The organism is Pseudomonas sp. 3MAES_34.3B (genome assembly GCF_058145875.1).
Window position 1 is genome coordinate 1,341,924 of the sequence record NZ_CM176960.1, and the last position, 18,151, is coordinate 1,360,074.

An 18,151-nucleotide genomic window follows, 5' to 3' on the forward strand; every position below is an offset into this window, starting at 1 on the left:
TGTGCCTAGTAAGAGTTTAGGTATTCGTTTATTTGGTTTTGTATTTTTATTAAATTTTCTCTTTGAGCTTTTGTTTGAGATTGTATGTAGTCGACGTGAAGCGCTTGTTCTTTGTATTTTGTCCAGTTCATGCTTGCGCCTTTTGACTTGTTGAATTTTAAGGGCAAAGGTTGCAGGTTTCCAATGTTTATTTTGTCCTGCAGTATGTTCTCCATATGTTCTTTTGTCAACAATTTGAAGCCGTCCAATTCTTTTATGATTTTAACCGGTACCCTGTGGTCGACTTCTATTCTTTCGCCGTGAGGAAATTTTACCAGCTCATTACTGAATGGATCTATATAGTCCATGGCGCGGAATCTTGCTTGCGTTTCTTGAGTAACAGTTGTCACCCGTATAGTCCTCTTTGCGAGATCTCCTAACGCCCTGAGAGGCATATCGACGAGTGTAGAGGTATAGAAGGCCGTGCTATTACCGATGGATTTTGGCTGGATAACAGTCGTATTATTTCTCGCAAATTCTGCAGCGTTTCCAGCTACCTTAAGCGCGATCTTGCCTGACGCTATTGCTACAGCCCGGCCTACGCCTCCACCGGCGAGGGTGGCCACTACCTCCTGGAGCGCGTCCTCTGCTATTTCTCGGCCTGTGTGGCTGGAATAGTAAAGCTTCGCACTCGACTCGATAGATGCTACGAACTGTTCCGGATTTTCTACGGCCTGGCTAGCTACAGCCGCGATACCGTTGAAGAGCTTGCTTGGATTGGCGATCGTTTTGGCGAGATTGAGCGGCGTCATCGCTAGCTCATAACCGGAATTGCTGAAGGGACGGCCAAGGGCTAAAAACACTGCTTCTAGTCCATTGCTCGCATTGGCCTCTGAAGCCTTGTAGAAGTTCTCGGCATCGATCCTTGAGGACTCGAGATTAGAGAGGGCGTTATCCAGCCACGAGTTCTCGACAAGCTTGGTTGCGCCATGAGGGATTACATCGCCCTCTGAGTATGTGATCGGTTCTGCTTCAGGAGGTGGAACGACCACTACGGTATCATCGTCGTAAATATCGCCTCTACCGCCATCCTCAAAGTCAGCAATAGCAATGATTTTAGGGGCAGAGTCTGAGCCCGGCACTTGAAGATTAAAGGCATCAGTCGAAACCGACCCGGCAGGACTTGGCCCTTCCGAATCAACCGCTGATCTTTCGTCCATCCCTTGTAAAGGCGAATCCGCCGGGGTGATCATCTTGGAGACTATATAATCTGCTAACACATTTCCAAACGCATCCGCCGCTACTTGCGCATAGTTAGGTTTGCTCCCGCCGAACCATTTATCGCGAATATAAGCCGAGCTGGCACCGCTGGTAAGGCCACGGATGATTGAACCGGAAAGGTCGGTCTTGGTATTCAGATTACCGGCAATTACGCTGCTAATGGCCGAAGCCGCTACATTTTTCCAGGAGAAGGATGTATCCAGGCCGACGACCTTGCTAGCGGCGTAGCTTACCGAGTAGTCGAATACCCCTAGGGCGGCAAAGCGTTGGGTCGTGCCGACGATACCAGGGCTATTGCTGCCTATTCCGCTCAAGGTACCGCTGAACGCCGAAGCAGCGCCAGCTGTGATGCCTGCTACCGCTACCTGTCCCCAGGAAAATTTATCCTGCACGCCGAGGGCCATGCCTGTCAGCTGCGAAGCAGTGCTCCCAATCGCAGCGCCCGCCACAGTACCCAGGGCGGTGGCGTAACCTAGCGTACCAACCGCCAAGGTCGTACCTGAGGCGGCAGCGCTCAATGCCGCACTGCCTGCGGCAAACGCCCCCGCCGAGCCGGTGAATCCGGCCCCGGCAAACAGCGCCGACGCCGCCCCTGCGGTATAAATTGTCGCCACCACCGCGACGACTACCATGACCACCGAGGCTACCCCGCCGCATTTCTTTTTCTTCGGCTTGGGCGGAGGTGGCGAGGCCGGGCTGGGGGTGGTGTCGCCGATGATGTCAGTGGGGTCGTAGGGTTTGAAGGTAGTGGAGTTATTGCGATTGCTGGTAACTACGTTGGGGATGGTCAGGCTGTCCCCAATAGTCAGGGTGGAACTGGTGTCCAGGCCGTTGGCATCGGCAATCACGTACCACATGCTGGCATCGCCCCATAGGCTTTGCGCAATGCTTTGAAGGGTGTCCCCACTGTTAATCACGTAACTAGTGGGGGTACGTCCGGGGTAGGACGTGGAGATCGGGTCGATCGTGTCGATGATCTGCGGCGCCGCGGCGTTGCCGACACTGGCGAGTTGTTGCCCTTGGTTGTACAGGTAGTTCTGCACGGTGCCGTTGGTTTCTTGGCGGGCCTGCAACTGGCCGTCGATGGTAGAGGCAAAGCGGCGGGTGAAGCCGCTGCCGCCGGTGGCCACGGTTTGCAACAGTTCGCCGCGGTCGGTGTAGGTCGAGGTGGTCACGCCTGGAGTGCCTGGCAGGGTCCAGGTAGCGGTGATGGTCAGGTCTCTATAGGTCTCGAAAGCGACGTAAGTTTTGCTGTAGTTGCCCCGATAGTTGATACTGCCGTTGGCGTTATAAAGAACATAGCGATAAGCCAACTGTCGGCCTGCGGCATCGATCATGCCGGCCTCCCCGAAATAGGTGGCTTGGGACAGCGACTGCACACCGTTTGTGATCTTGTAATCGAGCTGGCTGAGCTGAGTTCCATCGCCCCGGTAGGTGAACTTACTGACGGTGCTAGCGTTGCCATTGGCGTCGTAGTCGATTTCCTGAGTGCGGTTGCCGACGGCATCGTAGGTTTCGCTGAACAGATACGGCGCGCCGCCATCGGCGATCACCACGTCCCGGTTGTTGGCGCCAGCGGCGCGGTAGAGGGTGCGGTTGGTGGTGTAGGTCAGTTGGCCAAGGTTGTTGTAGTAGTACTCACTCTTCTTGAAAAGCTCGTTGCTACCACTGGTAGCGCTCCATTGCTCGGAGGAAATGCGCTGGCCGGCGGCGTCATAGGCGAGGGAATAGCCTTTAGCGATCGTACCGAGTTTACCGGCCACAATCTGGCCGTTGCTGAATAACCCGTCTACAATCAATGCACGGCTTTCGGAGTCATAAGTGTACCAGTTGTCGATCTGTTGGGTAACATTGGACTGGTTGGTGGTTGTCAAGATTACACGGCGGCGATTGCCGAACGCGTCGTAGGAGATTTGTTCGTTGGAGTTAGCGGTGTTCGCGATAGAAACCGATTTTACAGTCCCCAGGGGGCGCCCGGTCTGATCTCGCATAAGCCGATTAGAAACGTCTCCCACTACTTCGCTGCCAAGGGGAGCGCTGACTTGGATAAGTCTATTTAATGCATCGTATTGGCTCCTTGTTTCCCGTGCGGCCGTTTGAGACACAGCAAAGAATGTACTGCTCGCCTTAACTGTATAACTTTCGCTTTGATTTGTTCTGACTTGGTTGCCATTGAGGTCGTAAGAATAGACTACGTTTTTTATATACAAATCATCGGGTGTCACGCTCCCAGTTTTTTTGATGGTGCTTCGTGTCAATGTCTGAGACTTGACTTTTCCGTCTGCATTAAAATATGTAGATAAATTTTGTTGGATTACTTGCCCGGCAAAGGTCAGGTTTTCGTTAGAAATCTGCCCGAAGTGATTATAGGTATAATTATAGGTGCGATTGCCGAGATCATTGTGGCTGACTAGGCGGCCAAAGGTCGAATAGTCGTAAGTCCATGTAAGCGTGCTGCCCAATCCGTCAGTTTCTGCCACCTTTTTGTTTTGGGTGTCAAACGTATAGCTCTTCACTACATTGGATTCATTCCGAGTCTGAACGATGTTTCCGCGTTCGTCGAAAATCGTGTATTTGGTGTTGCCTGTATTACCATAGGCGACGTTGCTCCAGTCCCCGTTTGTGCTATTAACCAAGGCTTCCTCGACCGCCGCTGTGCCTTTGGTTTCACCCACCAGTCGGCCGGCCTGGTCATATTGGTTCGTGAGCAAGGTGACAAGCGAGCCATTGGTCATGACCCCATGGCTGACTTGGCGGTCCATCACATCGTAGGTATCGACTAGTACGTTGCTCAGAGCATCGCGAGTGGCGATGCGGTTGCCATTGCTGTCCACAGCGTACTTTCGCGCATAGCCCAGCGCGTCCACATCGCGGATTAGTTGGCCGGCCTGGTTATAGACATGCTCGCGCGTGCGCAGCAGCGTGTAATTGCTCCAGTCGGCCTCCTGAATCAGATTGCCGACGGCGTCGTAACGCGTTTCGTGCATGGCAACAGCGCCAACAGTGCTGCCATCCTCGTTGAGCACTGTCGTGGCATTGGTGCTAGTGGTCAGCACCTTGTTATTGTAGTCGTAGGTGTAGGTCGTCACCGCGCCACGGGCGTCGGTATGGGTCAGCACATTGCCCCAGCGATCGTAAGTCTGCCGCACGATCGGCACGGCGTAGGCCGTGTTGACATCCGTGACGGGGTTGAAGTTGGTGTTGGCGTCGAAGCCTGGCAGACGCTGCTCAATAACACGCCCAAGCAGGTCGTAGACCATGTAGGTGTTGCGGTCGTCGTCGGTGGTGGTGGTATCACCTTCCTGGCTGATGAGGGCGACATTGCCAACCATGTCATAGCGATAATCTGTCAGACCCTGCACGTCGGACTTCTGCACGATCCTGCCAAGCGGATCGTAGCCATAAGCGACTTGGGTACTGTAATTCAACGCTTGGCTGGTCACCTCGCCGAACCGATTGTACGCCACAGAGTTGGTGGTGTTCTGGACGACATTGTTGTTGTCGGTGTACCAATCGATGGTCGCCGTTTGTTGGCCTAGCACATCATAAGTGTAAGTGCGCCTGATGGTTTGCTTGACGGACTTGGCCACGCCCCCCTGCGTCCAGGCGTTCAAGGTCACGTCGATATACCGGACCTCGGATAAGGTCCGGCCTGCCGTGTCACGACCAAAATACAGTGGCGAGCCGCTGGCATCGACGGTCATGGCGGCATAGCCGGCCGCGTCATACACGGTGAGGTCGGTCTGGGTAAGGCCCGCTTGCAGGTTGCCGGAAGCATCCGAGCCGGCCGATCGGGTTTCGCTGATCACTTGGCCGAAGGCGTTTACGGCATAGGTAGTGATTGGAGAAGCCAGCACCGTATTGGCGGCGAAGGGGTTGCTGGGGCCCGCTGCGGCGGTGGTACGGGCCGGTTCGATCAATCGGGTGGCTTGGCCCAAGGCGTTATATTGGGTCGTGGTCACGTTGCCTAGGGCATCGGTTACCGTCAATTTGTTACCGACACCGTCATAGCTTGTGCGGCTCAGGTATACGTCTGCCTGGTATTGATCGACGCTCACCGTGTCGGCCGCGCTGACGGTCTGGTACCAGTACGATACCTGCTCCTGAACCACCTGGGTGATGCGGCCCATGGCGTCATACACGAAGCGCGTGCTGCGGTCCTTGGTGCTGGTAGTCGCGCTTGGCAGGGCTTTTTCGTTCCAACTGCCCAGCGCGGTGGCGTACTCGATCTGCCGGGTCAGTTGGCCCAGGTCGTTGTACTGCATGGCCGTGTAGTAGCCCAAGGCATCCACGCTGCCAATGCGGTTACCATTGCGGTCGTAGTAATAAACGGTGCTGGCGCCGGTCAATAAGGTAGTGCCGTTACCGTCGCGCAGCAGTTGCGTTTCGCGAACCACTTGGCCGAATGTGTTGTAGCTGTAAACCTTGGCAGAGTAACCGCCGGATTGTGATTGTGTCGAGGCGCTGTAGAGCGTTACCCAGCCTTGCTGAACCGCCACTTTTCGGCCTAAGGCGTCGTACGTGGTTTTGAGGGTGCGGTCTTGGTTGGCGTCTGCGGCAGTTCCGGACGCAATGTCTGCGCCGCTGTAATACCCCGTGGCCGGTACTGCGGTGGCCAGGGCATTCACATAGCGCCGTGTGCTGATCTGGTTGCCGAGGGCATCGTAGGTATAGGCCGTCACTCCCTTGAGCGCGTCTACGTCGTATGTCAGCCGGCCCAGTGCGTCGTAGGCTTTGTAGCTGTCGGTGTAGTCTGCCGCGTTGCCGCTGTTGTCCGTGGTTACCCGGTTACGCACGGCGTTGCCCAGGGCGTCGTATGTCACGTTTGTGACCACTTGGAAGGTGCTGGCGGTGCCGTCCGAATACGACTGGAATTGACGACTGGCCTTGTTGTACCAACCCGGCGAAACGATCTGCACCTGATGCCCGACAGCGTCGTAGCCATAGGTGGTGGTGCGTGCCTGGCTCAGGTCATCGCTGGTAGCAGCGTCGGTGAGGTTGGCCCGCAAGCGGCCTTGGGTGCGGCTGAGTACTTGGCCCAAGGCATCGTAGGTAATGCTCGTGACCACGAGCCGAGTGGCCGTGCTCAGTTGCGAGGTGGTGATAAAGCTCGACACCGCTACGGCGGGCGAGATTTCCTCCACCAAGCGGTTGAGGTTGTCGTAGGTGTAGTTCCAGGTATCGCCGTTCTTGTTGGTCAGCGTCTTGCGGTTGCCTACAGCGTCATAGGTGTAAGCCTCGGTTTTGCCGGCGGCGTCGGTGACACTGCGCAGTTGGCCGGCGGCGTCGTAGACGTAGTGGGTATTGAGTGAACTCGCACCTGCGGCGCTGAGGGCTGCGGTCGTGGCGGTGATGCTGGTTGCCGTGCCAGCAGGTATGGCCTTGTCGTATTGGCGGGTGTCGACGACATTACCATTGTGGTTGTAAGCGTACTCGGTCACTTGGTTCAAGGCGTTGCGTGTATACCGCAACCGGCCAATCGCATCGTAGATATTGATCGTGGTCTGATCATTGGCACTGGCCACGGGACTGACGCTGGACACCGCATTACCCAGTCCAGCCAGGGTCGCGGCATCCAACGCAGTGGCATAGCGCGTGGTGCTGGTGACCCTGCCGTTGTTGTCGTAGGTCGTGTGGGTCACCCCACCGAGGGCATCGACGATGTCGGTGACCTGGCCGTTGCGGTCGTAGACGTACCAGGTGCTGTTGCCGTTGGCGTCGATCTTGCGAGTGACCTGATCGTTGCCGTTGTACTTGTACTGGGTGGTGGCGTTCAACCCGTACGGGTCCAGGCGCTCTGAGGTGCGCCGGCCAAGGGTGTCGTAGGTATAGACGGTGACCTGCTGGTTAGGGCTGGCGGCGGTGCCGCGGGTGACCTTCACCTGCTCACCGACACCGTCATAGGTATAGGTGGTGGTTAGGGCCAGGCCGTTCGGATCTTGGGTGACGCGCAGCACTTGGCCGTCGAGGTCGTAGGCATAGTTGGTGATACGCGCTTCGGGCCGGTTTGCGGCCTGAGTGACTCGAATCTGCCGGCCTTGGCCGTCGAAGCTGTATTTGGTTTGTACGCCGCTGTCGTCGGTCTGGGTGACCACGCGATTGGCGGCGTCATAGGCGTAGGTGGTGACGCGGCCCAAGGCGTCGGTGCTGCTAACCTTGCGCCCGAGCTTGTCGTAGCCGCTGTAGGTTGTGCGCTTCAAGGGGTCGGTCACTGAGATTAGCTGTCCGTCCTTGTTGTAGCTGTAGGTCGTGAGCTTACCGCTGCCGTCGGTGGTGGTAAGCGTCTCGCCGTTACGGTTATTTGTTGTGGTGAAGGCCACGCCATCCGGTCGAGTGAGGGTGGTTGTCCGGTTGATGTCGTCGTAGCTGAAGGTGGTGATCTTGCCCAACGCGTCGGTCTGGGTGAGCACACGGTTGAAGGCGTCGTAGGTGCTACTGGTGGTGTGGCTCAGCGGATCAGTTTGGGTAATGGTGCGGCCGCTGTCCGCGTATGCCGTACTACGAGTAATCCCGCGTCCATCCACCTGCTTGACGATGCGTCCGAAGGCGTCATACACGGTACTGACGCCCCTGGCCAGGCCCAGGCTGTCGTCCACAGTACCGGTTTGCAGGCCGCGCTTGTCGTAGCTGGCTGTGCTGGTGACGGTGCTGCCCGCGGCCAGGGTTTTGGTGACGGACGTCTGCTGCCCGTAGTCGCTGTAGCCATAGCTGGTGGTGAAGCCCAGCGCATCGGTGGTGCTCGCCAGCAGGCCACGCACGTCATAGGTGTAGCGGCTGTGGTTGTCCTGGTTGGCATCGCGGATGGCTTGCACCAGAGCCTTGACCGGAGCGGTCAGCAAGCCGCCGGTCAAAGCGGCGTTATCCGCAGCGGCCAAGCGGTTGCTGAAGCCGGTCTGATCGGTCACTTCGCCGAAGGCGTTGTACAGCGTCTCGCTGACTTCCCCCAGCCCATTGATCACCTCAGTTACACGGCCCTCGGCGTCGTAGTAGGTGACGGTACGGTTGCCGGCGGGGTCGGTGGCGCTGGTAATGCGGCCGTTGGCGTCGTAGGTGTAGGTCAGGCTGTATTGCTTGTAGATCGCGTTGACCTGGGCGTCGCTCATGCCGGGGCTGATCAGCGCCGCGCCTTCGCCAGAGAGGCGGCCGGTGATTTGGCCGTAGGCGTCGTAGCGGGTGAGGGCGCTGCGTTCTTCGCTGCTGCTCAGGGCGCTGGTCTGGCGCACAAGACGGCCGGCGGTATCGTACTCGTAGGCGGTGACAGTGCCGTCGGTGCCGGTGACCTGACCGATGCGGCCGAAGACATCGTAAGCGGTAAGGGCACTTTGGCTGGCACCGGCCACGGCGTTCCGGAGGGCAGTCAGGTCGCTGCTGGCGTTGACGGTGCCGGTGTAGGCGCTGGCGTAACGGATGCTTTTTTGGGTATTGGCGGCCTGGTCATAAACTCCTTCGCTGAAGAAACCTTTTTCGTCGACGCTGGCGATCTGGCGGCCGGCATCGTCGTAGAAGAACCAAGCTTGCAGCGAGCTGCCGGTGGTAGGGCGCAGTTGCTCCAACGTAGCGGTGGCGCGGCTGGGGTCGGTAATCTGCAGGCTGTAGCGGATTGTCCGCACTAGTTGCCCTGCGGCGTCGTAGGTGTTGGTCTTGAGGTAGCCCTCTGGGTCGAGCACGCCGGTCTGCAAGCCGCCATTGTCGTAGAAGTAACGGGTAAGGCGGTCGCCAGTCTGCTGGGCGATCAGTTGGTTGCGGCCGTCGTAGCTGTAGGTGGTGGTTGCGCCGCTGGCGGCCGCGCTGGTCAGCAGGCGGCCGGCGGTGTCGTAGGTGTTGGTCGTGAAGCGATCCGCTCCCGACGCAGTGGGCCGCACCTGGCTGATCAAGGTTTTAGTGGTGTTCGTGCCATCGAACCAGGCACCGGTGTCGACTAAGGTTGCGTAGTGTTTTTCCTGAGTGAGCTGGCCAGTTTCGCTGTAGGTAAACTCGGTGACTGCACCCACGCCGTCGACCTTGGCACTGACCCGTCCGGCTTCGTCGTAGAAGATGTATTCGCGCACACCGGTAGGATCCTGGGTCATCACCAGGCGGCCAACGGCGTCGTACACATAACTGGTGGTGCGGCTAGGGAGAGCGGCAGCGGTTTGGGTCATGCTGACCAACCGGCCCTGGCCGTCGTAGGTTTGGGTCAACGTTTGCCCGGCGGTATTGGTCACCGCCACCGTATGCGCGCTGCCGCTATAGCTGGTGGTGCGCGTCCCGCTACTGTCCAACTGGCTGACCACCCGGCCCAGGCCGTCATAGGCCGTGGAACTGAGCACCGTGCGGCTATCCCGGTTGGTGCCGCGTACCGCGATCGTCTGCAGCAGGTTACCCGCCGCGTCGTAGACAAATTCGCTCACCTCGGCTGCGGCATCCAGCACCCCAACGCCGGAAGCATTGACCGTGGCATAGGTCACCCGCTGGCTCAGGTTGCCCCGGTAGTCGTAGGTGTTTTCGGTTAGCGTGGACAGGGCTTTATCCCTGGCGCTGGCCCAGGTCTTGAGCTGGCTTTCGCTCAGGGTGCCAGTCGGGGCAAGGGTCGCCAAGTTGTAAGCGGCATCGGTATAACTTACCTGTTGGCTAAGCAACCCATTGCTGGTGTACCGGTACTCGCTTACTTGGCCAGTGGCGGTGATCACGAAGCGCAGGCGGTCACTGCTGTCGTAGGTGTAACGGGTGACCTGAGCGCTGGAGGCTGGCGGGTTGGTCCAGGTTCCGGTGCTCCCATCCAGCGTGGCCGGGACCGCATAACGCGCCTCGGTCAGTAATTGGTTGGTGGCACTGAAGGTGCGGGTGATGGTATTGCCCAGCGCGTCGCGTTCAAGGATGCGGTTGCCGTTGGCGTCGTAGCCATAGGTCAGGGTGGCGCCACGCGCGTCGGTCACCTGAATGATGTTGCCGGCACTGTCGTAGCTGTAACGGGTGGTCAGGCACTGACCGTTGACCGCCGGGGTGATCAACTGCACCAGGCGGGACTGGGCGTCGTATACATAGCTCCACTGCTGGCCGACACCGTTGGTGACGTCGGTGCGTTTGTTGGCTAGGTCGTAGCTGAAGGTGGTGGTCCCGGAAGCATCGGTAACCGTAGCCACTCGATAGCTACCGCCCACCAATTGGTAGGTGTAGGCAGCGCGGGTGCCGTCGCTTTGGGCCACGCTGGCCACCCGGAAGCTGCTGCCATCGTAAGTGTAGGTGGTGGTGTAGACATTGCCGTCGACGACACTGTTGTCGTCCGGGGATAGGTCGGTCGTCACCGAGGTCAGCCGGCCTGCGCTGTCGTAGCCGTAGTACACCTGCTGGGTGCGCGGGCCGCCGGACACTGTACGGGTGTCGATGCGCGCCAGGTGGCCCCCGGAATAGGTGAACACCAGGGACTGCTTGGAGCTGTCGCTGACTGAGCTTAACCGGCCGCTAGTGTCGTAGCTGAAGGTCAGCTTGGTGCCATGGGCGTCCACTTGGGTCATCAACCGGCCGGTGGTGCTGTCGTAGGTTTCGGTACTGAGACTGGAGCCCTCGGTCCAAACCCATTGCGACGCGCTGTCGTCCCAACTTAACGAATCATGAGCTCCAGCGCCTTCACTGGCTTGGTAGGCGCTGCCGTTCCAGGTGTAGAGGGTGTCATGGCCATCGGCGCCGGTGCGGGTGAGGGTGCTGCCCACGGCGTTTCGGGTGCCGCTGAGTGCCACCTTGCGCTCACCAGTCACGCGCCAGCCATCGGCATCAGCGTCGTTGAGCAAGCCCTGTGAGTTGTAGGTGCGGGTCTGCAGCAGGTCTTGGCCCAGGCCGGAGAGCTGTTCGTCGGTGAACTGCAGCACGAGGTTGCCGTTGCTGGCGTTGACGAGCGCCTGGCCACCGGCCTGGCCGAGGGTGGCGGCACCACCACCGCCGAGCGAGTTGAGCGATGCGTTGAACAGCCCTAATCCATTGCCTGCAATGATCGCGACCATGTGCTTGATGTCCTGTGCCAAGCCAAGAGGGCCTGGCGGTCCTTGAGAAATTTTGGCTATTGCATCGCGCACGCGGAACAGCCTGTCTAAGCGCTGTATGCCGGGATCGGGAAGGAAGTTTAGGGGGTGGGATAAATATTTTTGAAAAGGACGAAAATCGGGAGTTCGCGCATGACAGTTACGCCAACAGCTCGTAATAATGGCCGCCTGTTCGAGCACTGGGCTCGTTGCCAACGCCGACTTTCTCTATGTCAACCGATACCGCCTCACCTGCATTCGCTCGCTTGGCCCGCTTGCTAGGTTTCCTCGCGGCAGACCCACTCAATCAGCCGCTGCTGTATGACGCGTTCGCGCTTGCGCTGGATCTGGGGGAGGCCGCGAGCGCCAATGTACTGCTGGATCACCTGGATGCTCACGCCATTCCCGACCCCATGGTTTACGCACTGGGGTGCCATCTTGGCTTGATGCACGGGCAATACGGCCGCGCCGCCGGCTACGGCGAGGCCGCTATGGTGGGTGGCCTGAATCATCCTTCGCTGCTGCACAACACCGCCCTGGCGCATTTCTACAATCGGAATTTCAATCAGGCCGCGCCACTGCTGGCGGGCCTGACGAGCGATCCCGAGTGCCCGGCGGTGTTGCTATTGGCTTACGCACGCTCGTTGTACCAAGAAGAGTTGACCGAAGAGGCGCAGCCTCTGGTGGCGCGCGCCCTGCAGGCCGAACCTGGCAACGTAGAAGCGCAGGGGCTGCTAGCGGTGCTGACGTACGAGAACGGTGACAACTCTGGCGCGCTGGCACTGGCAAAAACCGTGCTCGACCAAGCACCCATACAGCTCGATGCACTGGTGGCCGCGGCCTCTGCTTATTTCGAGCTAGGCCAGGTAGCGCCAGCCCGCAGCGCATGGCAACAGGCGACCGAGGCTTATCCAGAGTACGGCCGTGCCTGGTTCGGTCTGGGGGAACTGGAGTTCAACGAACTGAAGTTCGACTTGGCCGAATCCTTCCTCAAGCATGCCGTGCGCTTCATGCCCGACCACATCGGCAGTTGGCACTTATTGGCATGGGTGTACATCCTGCGTGAAGACAGCGTTCAGGCGCGCCAGGCGCTGGAGGTGTCTTACGAACTAGACCGGCGTTTTGCCGACACCCACGGTGGCTTCGCGGTGGTGGATGCCCTGGAAGGCGATGTGGCCAAGGCGCGAACTGGCATTCGCCGTGCGTTGAAACTCAGCCCGCAATGCCTGTCCGCGCAATACGCCGAGCTGCTGCTGCTTAAACAGGTCGGCCAGCACGAGCAGGCGCAGCAGTTGGTGGAGCAGGTCCTGAGCCGACCACTGCCGGACGGTGGCAGCGGCCGGATACTGCTAGAACGCTGGGTGCAAGCCCGCCCCGGCCTCGCTCCGATCCAACCTTAGGAGACAACACATGCTGGACGCCTCGGAATACCTGCATCTGGCTATTCATGCCAGTAAAGGCAACGATCACCACGCCGCTTTGAACTACCTGAAAGAAGCTTTGGCCGTGGACCCGAACAACGCTAGTGCTCTGTACTTCCTCGGTGCCGAGTATGCCGAGCTGGAATTGTACGAGCGTGCTTTTGCCTCCATCGAGCAGGCAGTGACGCTGGCCCCGGGCATGGACATCGCTTGGTTCCAGTTGGGCTTGCTGGGACTACAACTGGACCAGCCAGTGGCCGCTGTCACCGCCTTCACTCACCTGCACGAGCACAGCACCGAGGCGAGCCTGCGGAAATTCGCCGATGGCTACCTAGCCATGCTCAACGGTGGCACTCAGGAGGCTGCGAGCCATTTTGAACATGGTCTGCGCGAGTGCAGTAATGCGGCGCTAGCCGCCGACATGCGCAAGGTACTCGCCGGGCTGAATGACGTCGCCCCCGCCGCGCAGTCGCCACTTGACGCCTCCGGGCCGGTCTACCTTGGCGCTTATCGACAGTCCCTCGAGCCCAACTGATGGAACCCATCGACCCCGCGCGCCTGGGCCGCGCGCTCGCTGCCTTGCATGAGCTGCAAGGTCCTGGCAAGGCAACCCAAGCCAGCAGCGCTTCGAAACAGCCCAGCCCCAGCGGCAAAAAAGAGCGCAGCACCGCCGTGCTACGTACTCGGCTGCGCCAACGGCTGCAAGCGCTAGATCCAGACAGCGAAGATTTTGCCAACGCCGGGCCCATTATTGCGGTGCAAGAGATGCTTAGGTGGGAATTTGGTGATGAGATTTTGGAGCACCCCAAGTTCGATCAGGTGGTGAGTAGCGTGGTAGCCACGCTGATGGGGACCGAGGGAGTGGCGGGGGCTATGCGGAAAGTGCTGTTTAAGGTTGCGCGCGGGTGACTATGCATCGACGCGGGCCGCCAAATTTATATGTCGGTGGCGCTCTACCTGGATGATGGTGCCGTGCCCATTGACAATAACCCGGTCGAAAATACGATCAGGCCGTGGGCGCTTGGCCGTCCCAACTGGCTGTTCGCTAGGTCGCTGCGAAGTGGTAAGCGAGCGGCGGCGATCATGAGCTTGATCCAGTCGGCACGCATGAACGGGCATGATCCGTATGCGTATCTCAAGGATGTACTGATGCGGTTGCCGACACAGAAGGCCAGAGAGATCGAGCAACTGCTGCCGCATCGGTGGATGCCGGGCTAGCTTGCGCAGGGCATATTCCCCGTACGCTTACTGATGATCTTGCACGGAGCGGCATTGAGCTCGTTCAGGAACTCGAAGAGGCGGCTTAAAGGGTAGCCGGTGGTTGAGAGACGGTTACTCCTAGTTTCTGTCATGTACAGGTAATAGCTGCCGTTGGATTCACCACCATGACCAGCAAAGAATATCGTCAGGATTTCAAGCTCAGCGTATTTGTCTTGGATCGCTGCGACCCGACGATGCCTAGGCCTAAGCAGCCGAAGTGAAGCCCCGATTAAGGCCTCCGAGTTAGCGACCATCGCGAAAAAAGTCATCCATGGTGGCCAGACCAGAATCGCCATCCCACAGTTGAGGGTCATCCTCAAACATGTTTGCCGTACGTCGCTCCTGCTTGAGGTATGCGAGGGTAGCGAAAAAGCAGGCTTCGCAGAGGTGCACCTCATAGCGTTCGCCATCGTGCAACGCACCGTAGCCCCACTGCGCATGGAGCATCCCATACACCAAATTGCCGCTTCCCCGACAGGTGGAGCAATCGCATACGTCGCAACGCACGTCAGTCAGTGTTTCAACTTCTACGCGGCCAGTGATTTTCATTCGAACCAACCCTCTGTCAATACACATACCAAGTTTAAAGGCTCCAGGCTTGCCCGCTTTGCCATCGGTCGATACCTATAGAACCGCCCAGTCGCAGCAGCGTGACGAGACATCAAGGGTTAGATTGGAATGCATTCGGCGACAGCTGGCGACGACCTTATCAAATGGGAATGCAGCGAGCTGCCGAAGCCAAACGTACGTCCAAGACTGTTGGCGCCGACGATGAACTGCCCCCCTTGGATCAAAATCGCATCAGCGCTGACATACATCGACCTCAGTGTTTTCAAGTCAATACGGCAGCTAGATCACTTTATAAAAAGCTCGGTTTCACGTGGGTCGAGGATCTCCCGCCTTGCTAGCTTCCATGCGGTACAGCTGAACAGCCAATCGAAATGCGGCTCGCACTCTGATTGCACGGTTATGGCAGATACCGAAAGCATTGACAACGTGTGATGCCGAGACGCTTACCGATGAGGTACTGCGGCGCCGATTCGTAACGGCGCCTCATCCGAGCGGGAGGCCCAACCGTGTCAGGGCCTGGTGTCGGCCGCGTATTTGGAACAGTACCGGGCCGAGCGTGCGGAACTCTCTGTGGATGAGCGTCGGGCACACCGCATCGGATGGGAATCCAGTTGATCCCCGGCTGGGATGGCCGCGGGGTCTATAAGCCCAGGTGCCAAGGAAGCCAGCTGTTCCGTTGGCTAGCCAGGGTGAAGCCTGTGACCCACGAGCAAGAGCAGCAATACCGGATCGCGCTTGAAGAGTCCTTGTTAGCCGGTAACTTTATCTTACAGCAAGGTGGCAATAGCCTGACGCTGTGGTTGCCGCCACGGTAGGACTCGGGGATTGCCCGCTTTTCAATGCCGGACGAGGGTCGGTCTTTACCCATAAGTGGTAGCCTTTTTTGAAATCGTTTTTTTTTTCCGTTCAGGGGTTAATTCGAACTTCCGGGTCGTGGTTGTCTGCTGCTCGGGTGTCAGCGGCGTTGCTGGTCGGCGAGACACCACCTCGTTCCTGCGGGAACTGGTTGATCCACCGGCGCAGGGTCAACTCAACCAATCCAAGCGACCGCGCTGCGTCAGTGTGGTCGTAGCTCTAGTCAAGCAACTGGCTAGTAGCTTCGCGCTTGAATTCGGTGGTGAAGGTACGTTGCTGGCTGCTGATCAAACACCTCTGGGGCGACCATATTAGCCTAACAAAAGTGTCCGGGGTTATTCGACCACTACATATCGGAACGTGACTGCAAACCTACCAAATAAGGTAGGTTGCCTAACGGTCCCTCCGATCATAATTTAGGGATCCATAACGGTTACTGAACGCCTTAGACCCACTGGAGTGATACGCCGGGGTGTAATAACAATAGGTAATCAAGCCCCATTAGGCCAAACCATTGACCCGTTGATATTCCGCTTAGGGCCCAGCCCTGAGGTCGCCAACCCATAAATCCGTGACCCGAGGACACCCTATGAAATTTGTAGCTATTGTAGACGCGTACTCAAGCGGCCAATTTTTGGCGGCAGAATTCATTTCGCGAGGGTATACATGTATAGCGATACACAGCTGTGCCACAATACCGAGCGTATATATCAGGTCGTTTTACCCAAATAATTTTGAGAAGCAGTTCAGCTTCAATGGCGATAATTTTGAGGCGCTAATTTCAGTGCTTCAAAGCTACAAATGCACCGCGGTAGTACCAGGCGCAGAAAGCGGAGTTCTATTAGCCAACCAGCTAGCGGATGGTTTAGGTCTAGCCTGCTGTGCTCCGGATAAAACCGACGCGCTCCGCGATAAGTTCTTGATGCAAGAGCAAATTAGAAAATATGGCCTACGTTCTATTCGACAGTTTCAAGCGTCTTCTATTTTCGACGTTAAAAGGAAGCTGCTGGAATGCAGTACAGGAAAAACGGTCGTCAAACCTGTTAGCTCATGCGGGACGGATGGGGTATCTTTCTGCAACTCCCACGAAGAAATCATTATAGCCGCCGAGCTTATTCTGGATAAGATCAACTGTTTCGGGTCGAGAAACGAGTCGATACTCGTGCAGGAGTATATAAATGGAACGGAATACGTGGTGGATACGGTATCCCTCGGTGGAAAACATTACGTTGTAAGTACCTCGCGATACGAAAAAGCTAATTTTAACAGCGCAATAGTATACGTCGAAGAAAACTTCATCAATCCTACGGATCCGGAGATGGCAGAAATAACTGAATATGCCACCAAAGTCTTAGACAGCCTAGGTATTAATTTTGGTGCAGGCCATATGGAGATTATGGTTGATGAGAATGGCCCAGTGTTAATAGAGGTTGGTGCTCGTTTACACGGCGCTAAGGCACCTCGTGCTGCTCAATACTTCTCAAATGTATCTCAAATAGACCTACTCGTCGACGCCGCAGTCGACCCTGAGCGTTTTCACCTACGTACCGCGGAGTTGCCGAAGATACACAAATATTCAAAGGCTGTTTCGCTACTAAACAGCCAAACAGGAACAGTAGTAGACGTCCCTGGAAAAGAATGGGCGCACACCCTTTCGAGCTTCACGACGGCATTTTGGAATATAGCAGTGGGAGATAGAATAGAACCAACGCGAAGCTTGTTCGATAGCCCAGGCGGGATTTTCCTAGCAAACGAAAGTAAATCTGCGTTGGAATCCGATACCCGGCTTATTAGAAAGATGGAAGCCGATGGCCAAATGTGGATAGTGGCATGAACCCAGGTCTACTGTTCGTATTGGCATTTGATACGCTTTCAGCGGCGCAATCAGTATGGTTGGGCCGTCTGCTACAAGGCGTTCCAACCCAGCATTCATTACTTATCATATTTTCAGTAGTGGCGCTTTTTTTCATCATCGCAACTGTATACGCGCGCGATACGTGGCCAGCATTGACAAGCCGCCGTGCGGCGCTCTTCGCTTGCCTTAATATCGGAACGCTTGGGACCTGGGTGTTTCTATATTACTCTCTAAGGTCCATAGAACCGGCCATGACCGCGGCGGTATTATACGGAGTGAACCCACTAGCAACTTTAATATTGTCATTGCTTCTAACGGGCAGCCTTCGCGACTTCACCGTAAAGCGTGTCATTGTTAGCGTCGCAACGATTGCGAGCATGTGGTTCGTAGCGCATACAGTTCTTCAGGGGAATTCAAGTCTGGGCAAACAGGAGGCAGACAGCAGCCTATACGGATTAATTTTCGCTGTGTTGACTGGATTTTCGTTGGCGCTAGTAAATGTTATCTCAAAACATATATATGATCAGGGATATAAGCTGAACCAACTCATGTCGACACGTTTCTTCCTTTTAATCGGGGCTTGTGCATTTTTCGCGGATGGGTTGCAGACTTCGATCTCACAGTACGGATTGGCTTTTATAACAATTGCGTTATTAGGCAATGTCATACCATTGTATTGTCTGCAAAAAGGGATAGGCCTAACGGAGCCTGGCCAAGTCTCATACGTATTGCTTGTCACGCCTATCCTCGTATTCATTTTCCAGCTCTTTGATTCGCGCTTATCACTTTCAGCTGACTCAATCATAGCCATTATTATAGTCTGCTTGTGCGCATTAATAGGCCTTCGAATGGAGCAATCGACGCTAGCCTCTAGGAGTAACCGCGCAAACTCTCAAGCAATAGATACGCAGAATCATAATAGTTAACAGCAGTTT

Annotated in this window: 7 protein-coding genes and 2 pseudogenes; 6 read left to right on the top strand and 3 right to left on the bottom strand. The window is 56.9% G+C overall.

All coding sequences use genetic code 11. The annotated features are described in order from the left end of the window. Window positions 1–5: 5 nt before the first annotated feature. On the bottom strand, window positions 6–11,456 hold the full coding sequence (locus tag AC3Z8Y_RS06090) for a LysM peptidoglycan-binding domain-containing protein (RefSeq protein WP_490088883.1): 11,451 nt from the start codon (window positions 11,454–11,456) through the stop codon (window positions 6–8). A 29-nt stretch (window positions 11,457–11,485) separates the two neighbouring features. Here AC3Z8Y_RS06090 and AC3Z8Y_RS06095 point away from each other — a divergent pair, with 29 nt between their 5' ends. The 4 genes and pseudogenes from AC3Z8Y_RS06095 to AC3Z8Y_RS06110 all read left to right on the top strand — a co-directional run. Then, window positions 11,486–12,655: a tetratricopeptide repeat protein gene (locus AC3Z8Y_RS06095; RefSeq protein WP_490088884.1), complete on the top strand. Its 1,170-nt coding sequence runs from the start codon at window positions 11,486–11,488 to the stop codon at window positions 12,653–12,655. A 10-nt stretch (window positions 12,656–12,665) separates the two neighbouring features. Continuing rightward, window positions 12,666–13,211, top strand: a complete 546-nt coding sequence (locus AC3Z8Y_RS06100; protein WP_490088885.1) for a hypothetical protein — start codon at window positions 12,666–12,668, stop codon at window positions 13,209–13,211. Beyond that, a complete protein-coding gene (locus tag AC3Z8Y_RS06105) occupies window positions 13,211–13,585 on the top strand; it encodes a hypothetical protein (protein ID WP_490088886.1) in 375 nt (124 codons plus the stop codon). The genes AC3Z8Y_RS06100 and AC3Z8Y_RS06105 overlap by 1 nt, the downstream gene beginning before the upstream one ends. A 42-nt stretch (window positions 13,586–13,627) precedes the next feature. Then, window positions 13,628–13,894: pseudogene (locus AC3Z8Y_RS06110) on the top strand (transposase domain-containing protein); the annotation flags it as partial. 285 nt (window positions 13,895–14,179) lie between these two features. On the opposite strand, the gene AC3Z8Y_RS06115 reads toward AC3Z8Y_RS06110, so the two are convergent. Together AC3Z8Y_RS06115 and AC3Z8Y_RS06120 are read right to left on the bottom strand one after the other, a co-directional pair. Beyond that, window positions 14,180–14,485 (bottom strand): hypothetical protein, encoded by a 306-nt coding sequence (locus AC3Z8Y_RS06115; protein ID WP_490088887.1) that lies wholly within the window; start codon window positions 14,483–14,485, stop codon window positions 14,180–14,182. 927 nt (window positions 14,486–15,412) lie between these two features. Next, window positions 15,413–15,565, bottom strand: a pseudogene (locus AC3Z8Y_RS06120) (IS3 family transposase); the annotation flags it as partial. A gap of 385 nt (window positions 15,566–15,950) precedes the next feature. Between AC3Z8Y_RS06120 and AC3Z8Y_RS06125 the strand changes: the two are divergent. Together AC3Z8Y_RS06125 and AC3Z8Y_RS06130 are read left to right on the top strand one after the other, a co-directional pair. Continuing rightward, entirely contained in the window at window positions 15,951–17,195 is a 1,245-nt protein-coding gene (locus tag AC3Z8Y_RS06125) for an ATP-grasp domain-containing protein (RefSeq protein WP_490088888.1), read from the top strand. Window positions 17,196–17,593: 398 nt separating this feature from the next. Next, window positions 17,594–18,142, top strand: coding sequence for an EamA family transporter (locus AC3Z8Y_RS06130; protein ID WP_490089947.1), 549 nt, complete (start codon window positions 17,594–17,596; stop codon window positions 18,140–18,142). Window positions 18,143–18,151 lie beyond the last annotated feature (9 nt).

Excerpts from the sequence above, each read along its gene's own strand:
- AC3Z8Y_RS06095 (WP_490088884.1), top strand. The coding sequence starts at position 11,486 with ATGTCAACCGATACCGCCTCACCTGCATTCGCTCGCTTGGCCCGCTTG.
- AC3Z8Y_RS06100 (WP_490088885.1), top strand. The coding sequence starts at position 12,666 with ATGCTGGACGCCTCGGAATACCTGCATCTGGCTATTCATGCCAGTAAA.
- AC3Z8Y_RS06105 (WP_490088886.1), top strand. The coding sequence starts at position 13,211 with ATGGAACCCATCGACCCCGCGCGCCTGGGCCGCGCGCTCGCTGCCTTG.
- AC3Z8Y_RS06115 (WP_490088887.1), bottom strand. The coding sequence starts at position 14,485 with ATGAAAATCACTGGCCGCGTAGAAGTTGAAACACTGACTGACGTGCGT.
- AC3Z8Y_RS06125 (WP_490088888.1), top strand. The coding sequence starts at position 15,951 with ATGAAATTTGTAGCTATTGTAGACGCGTACTCAAGCGGCCAATTTTTG.
- AC3Z8Y_RS06130 (WP_490089947.1), top strand. The coding sequence starts at position 17,594 with ATGTGGTTCGTAGCGCATACAGTTCTTCAGGGGAATTCAAGTCTGGGC.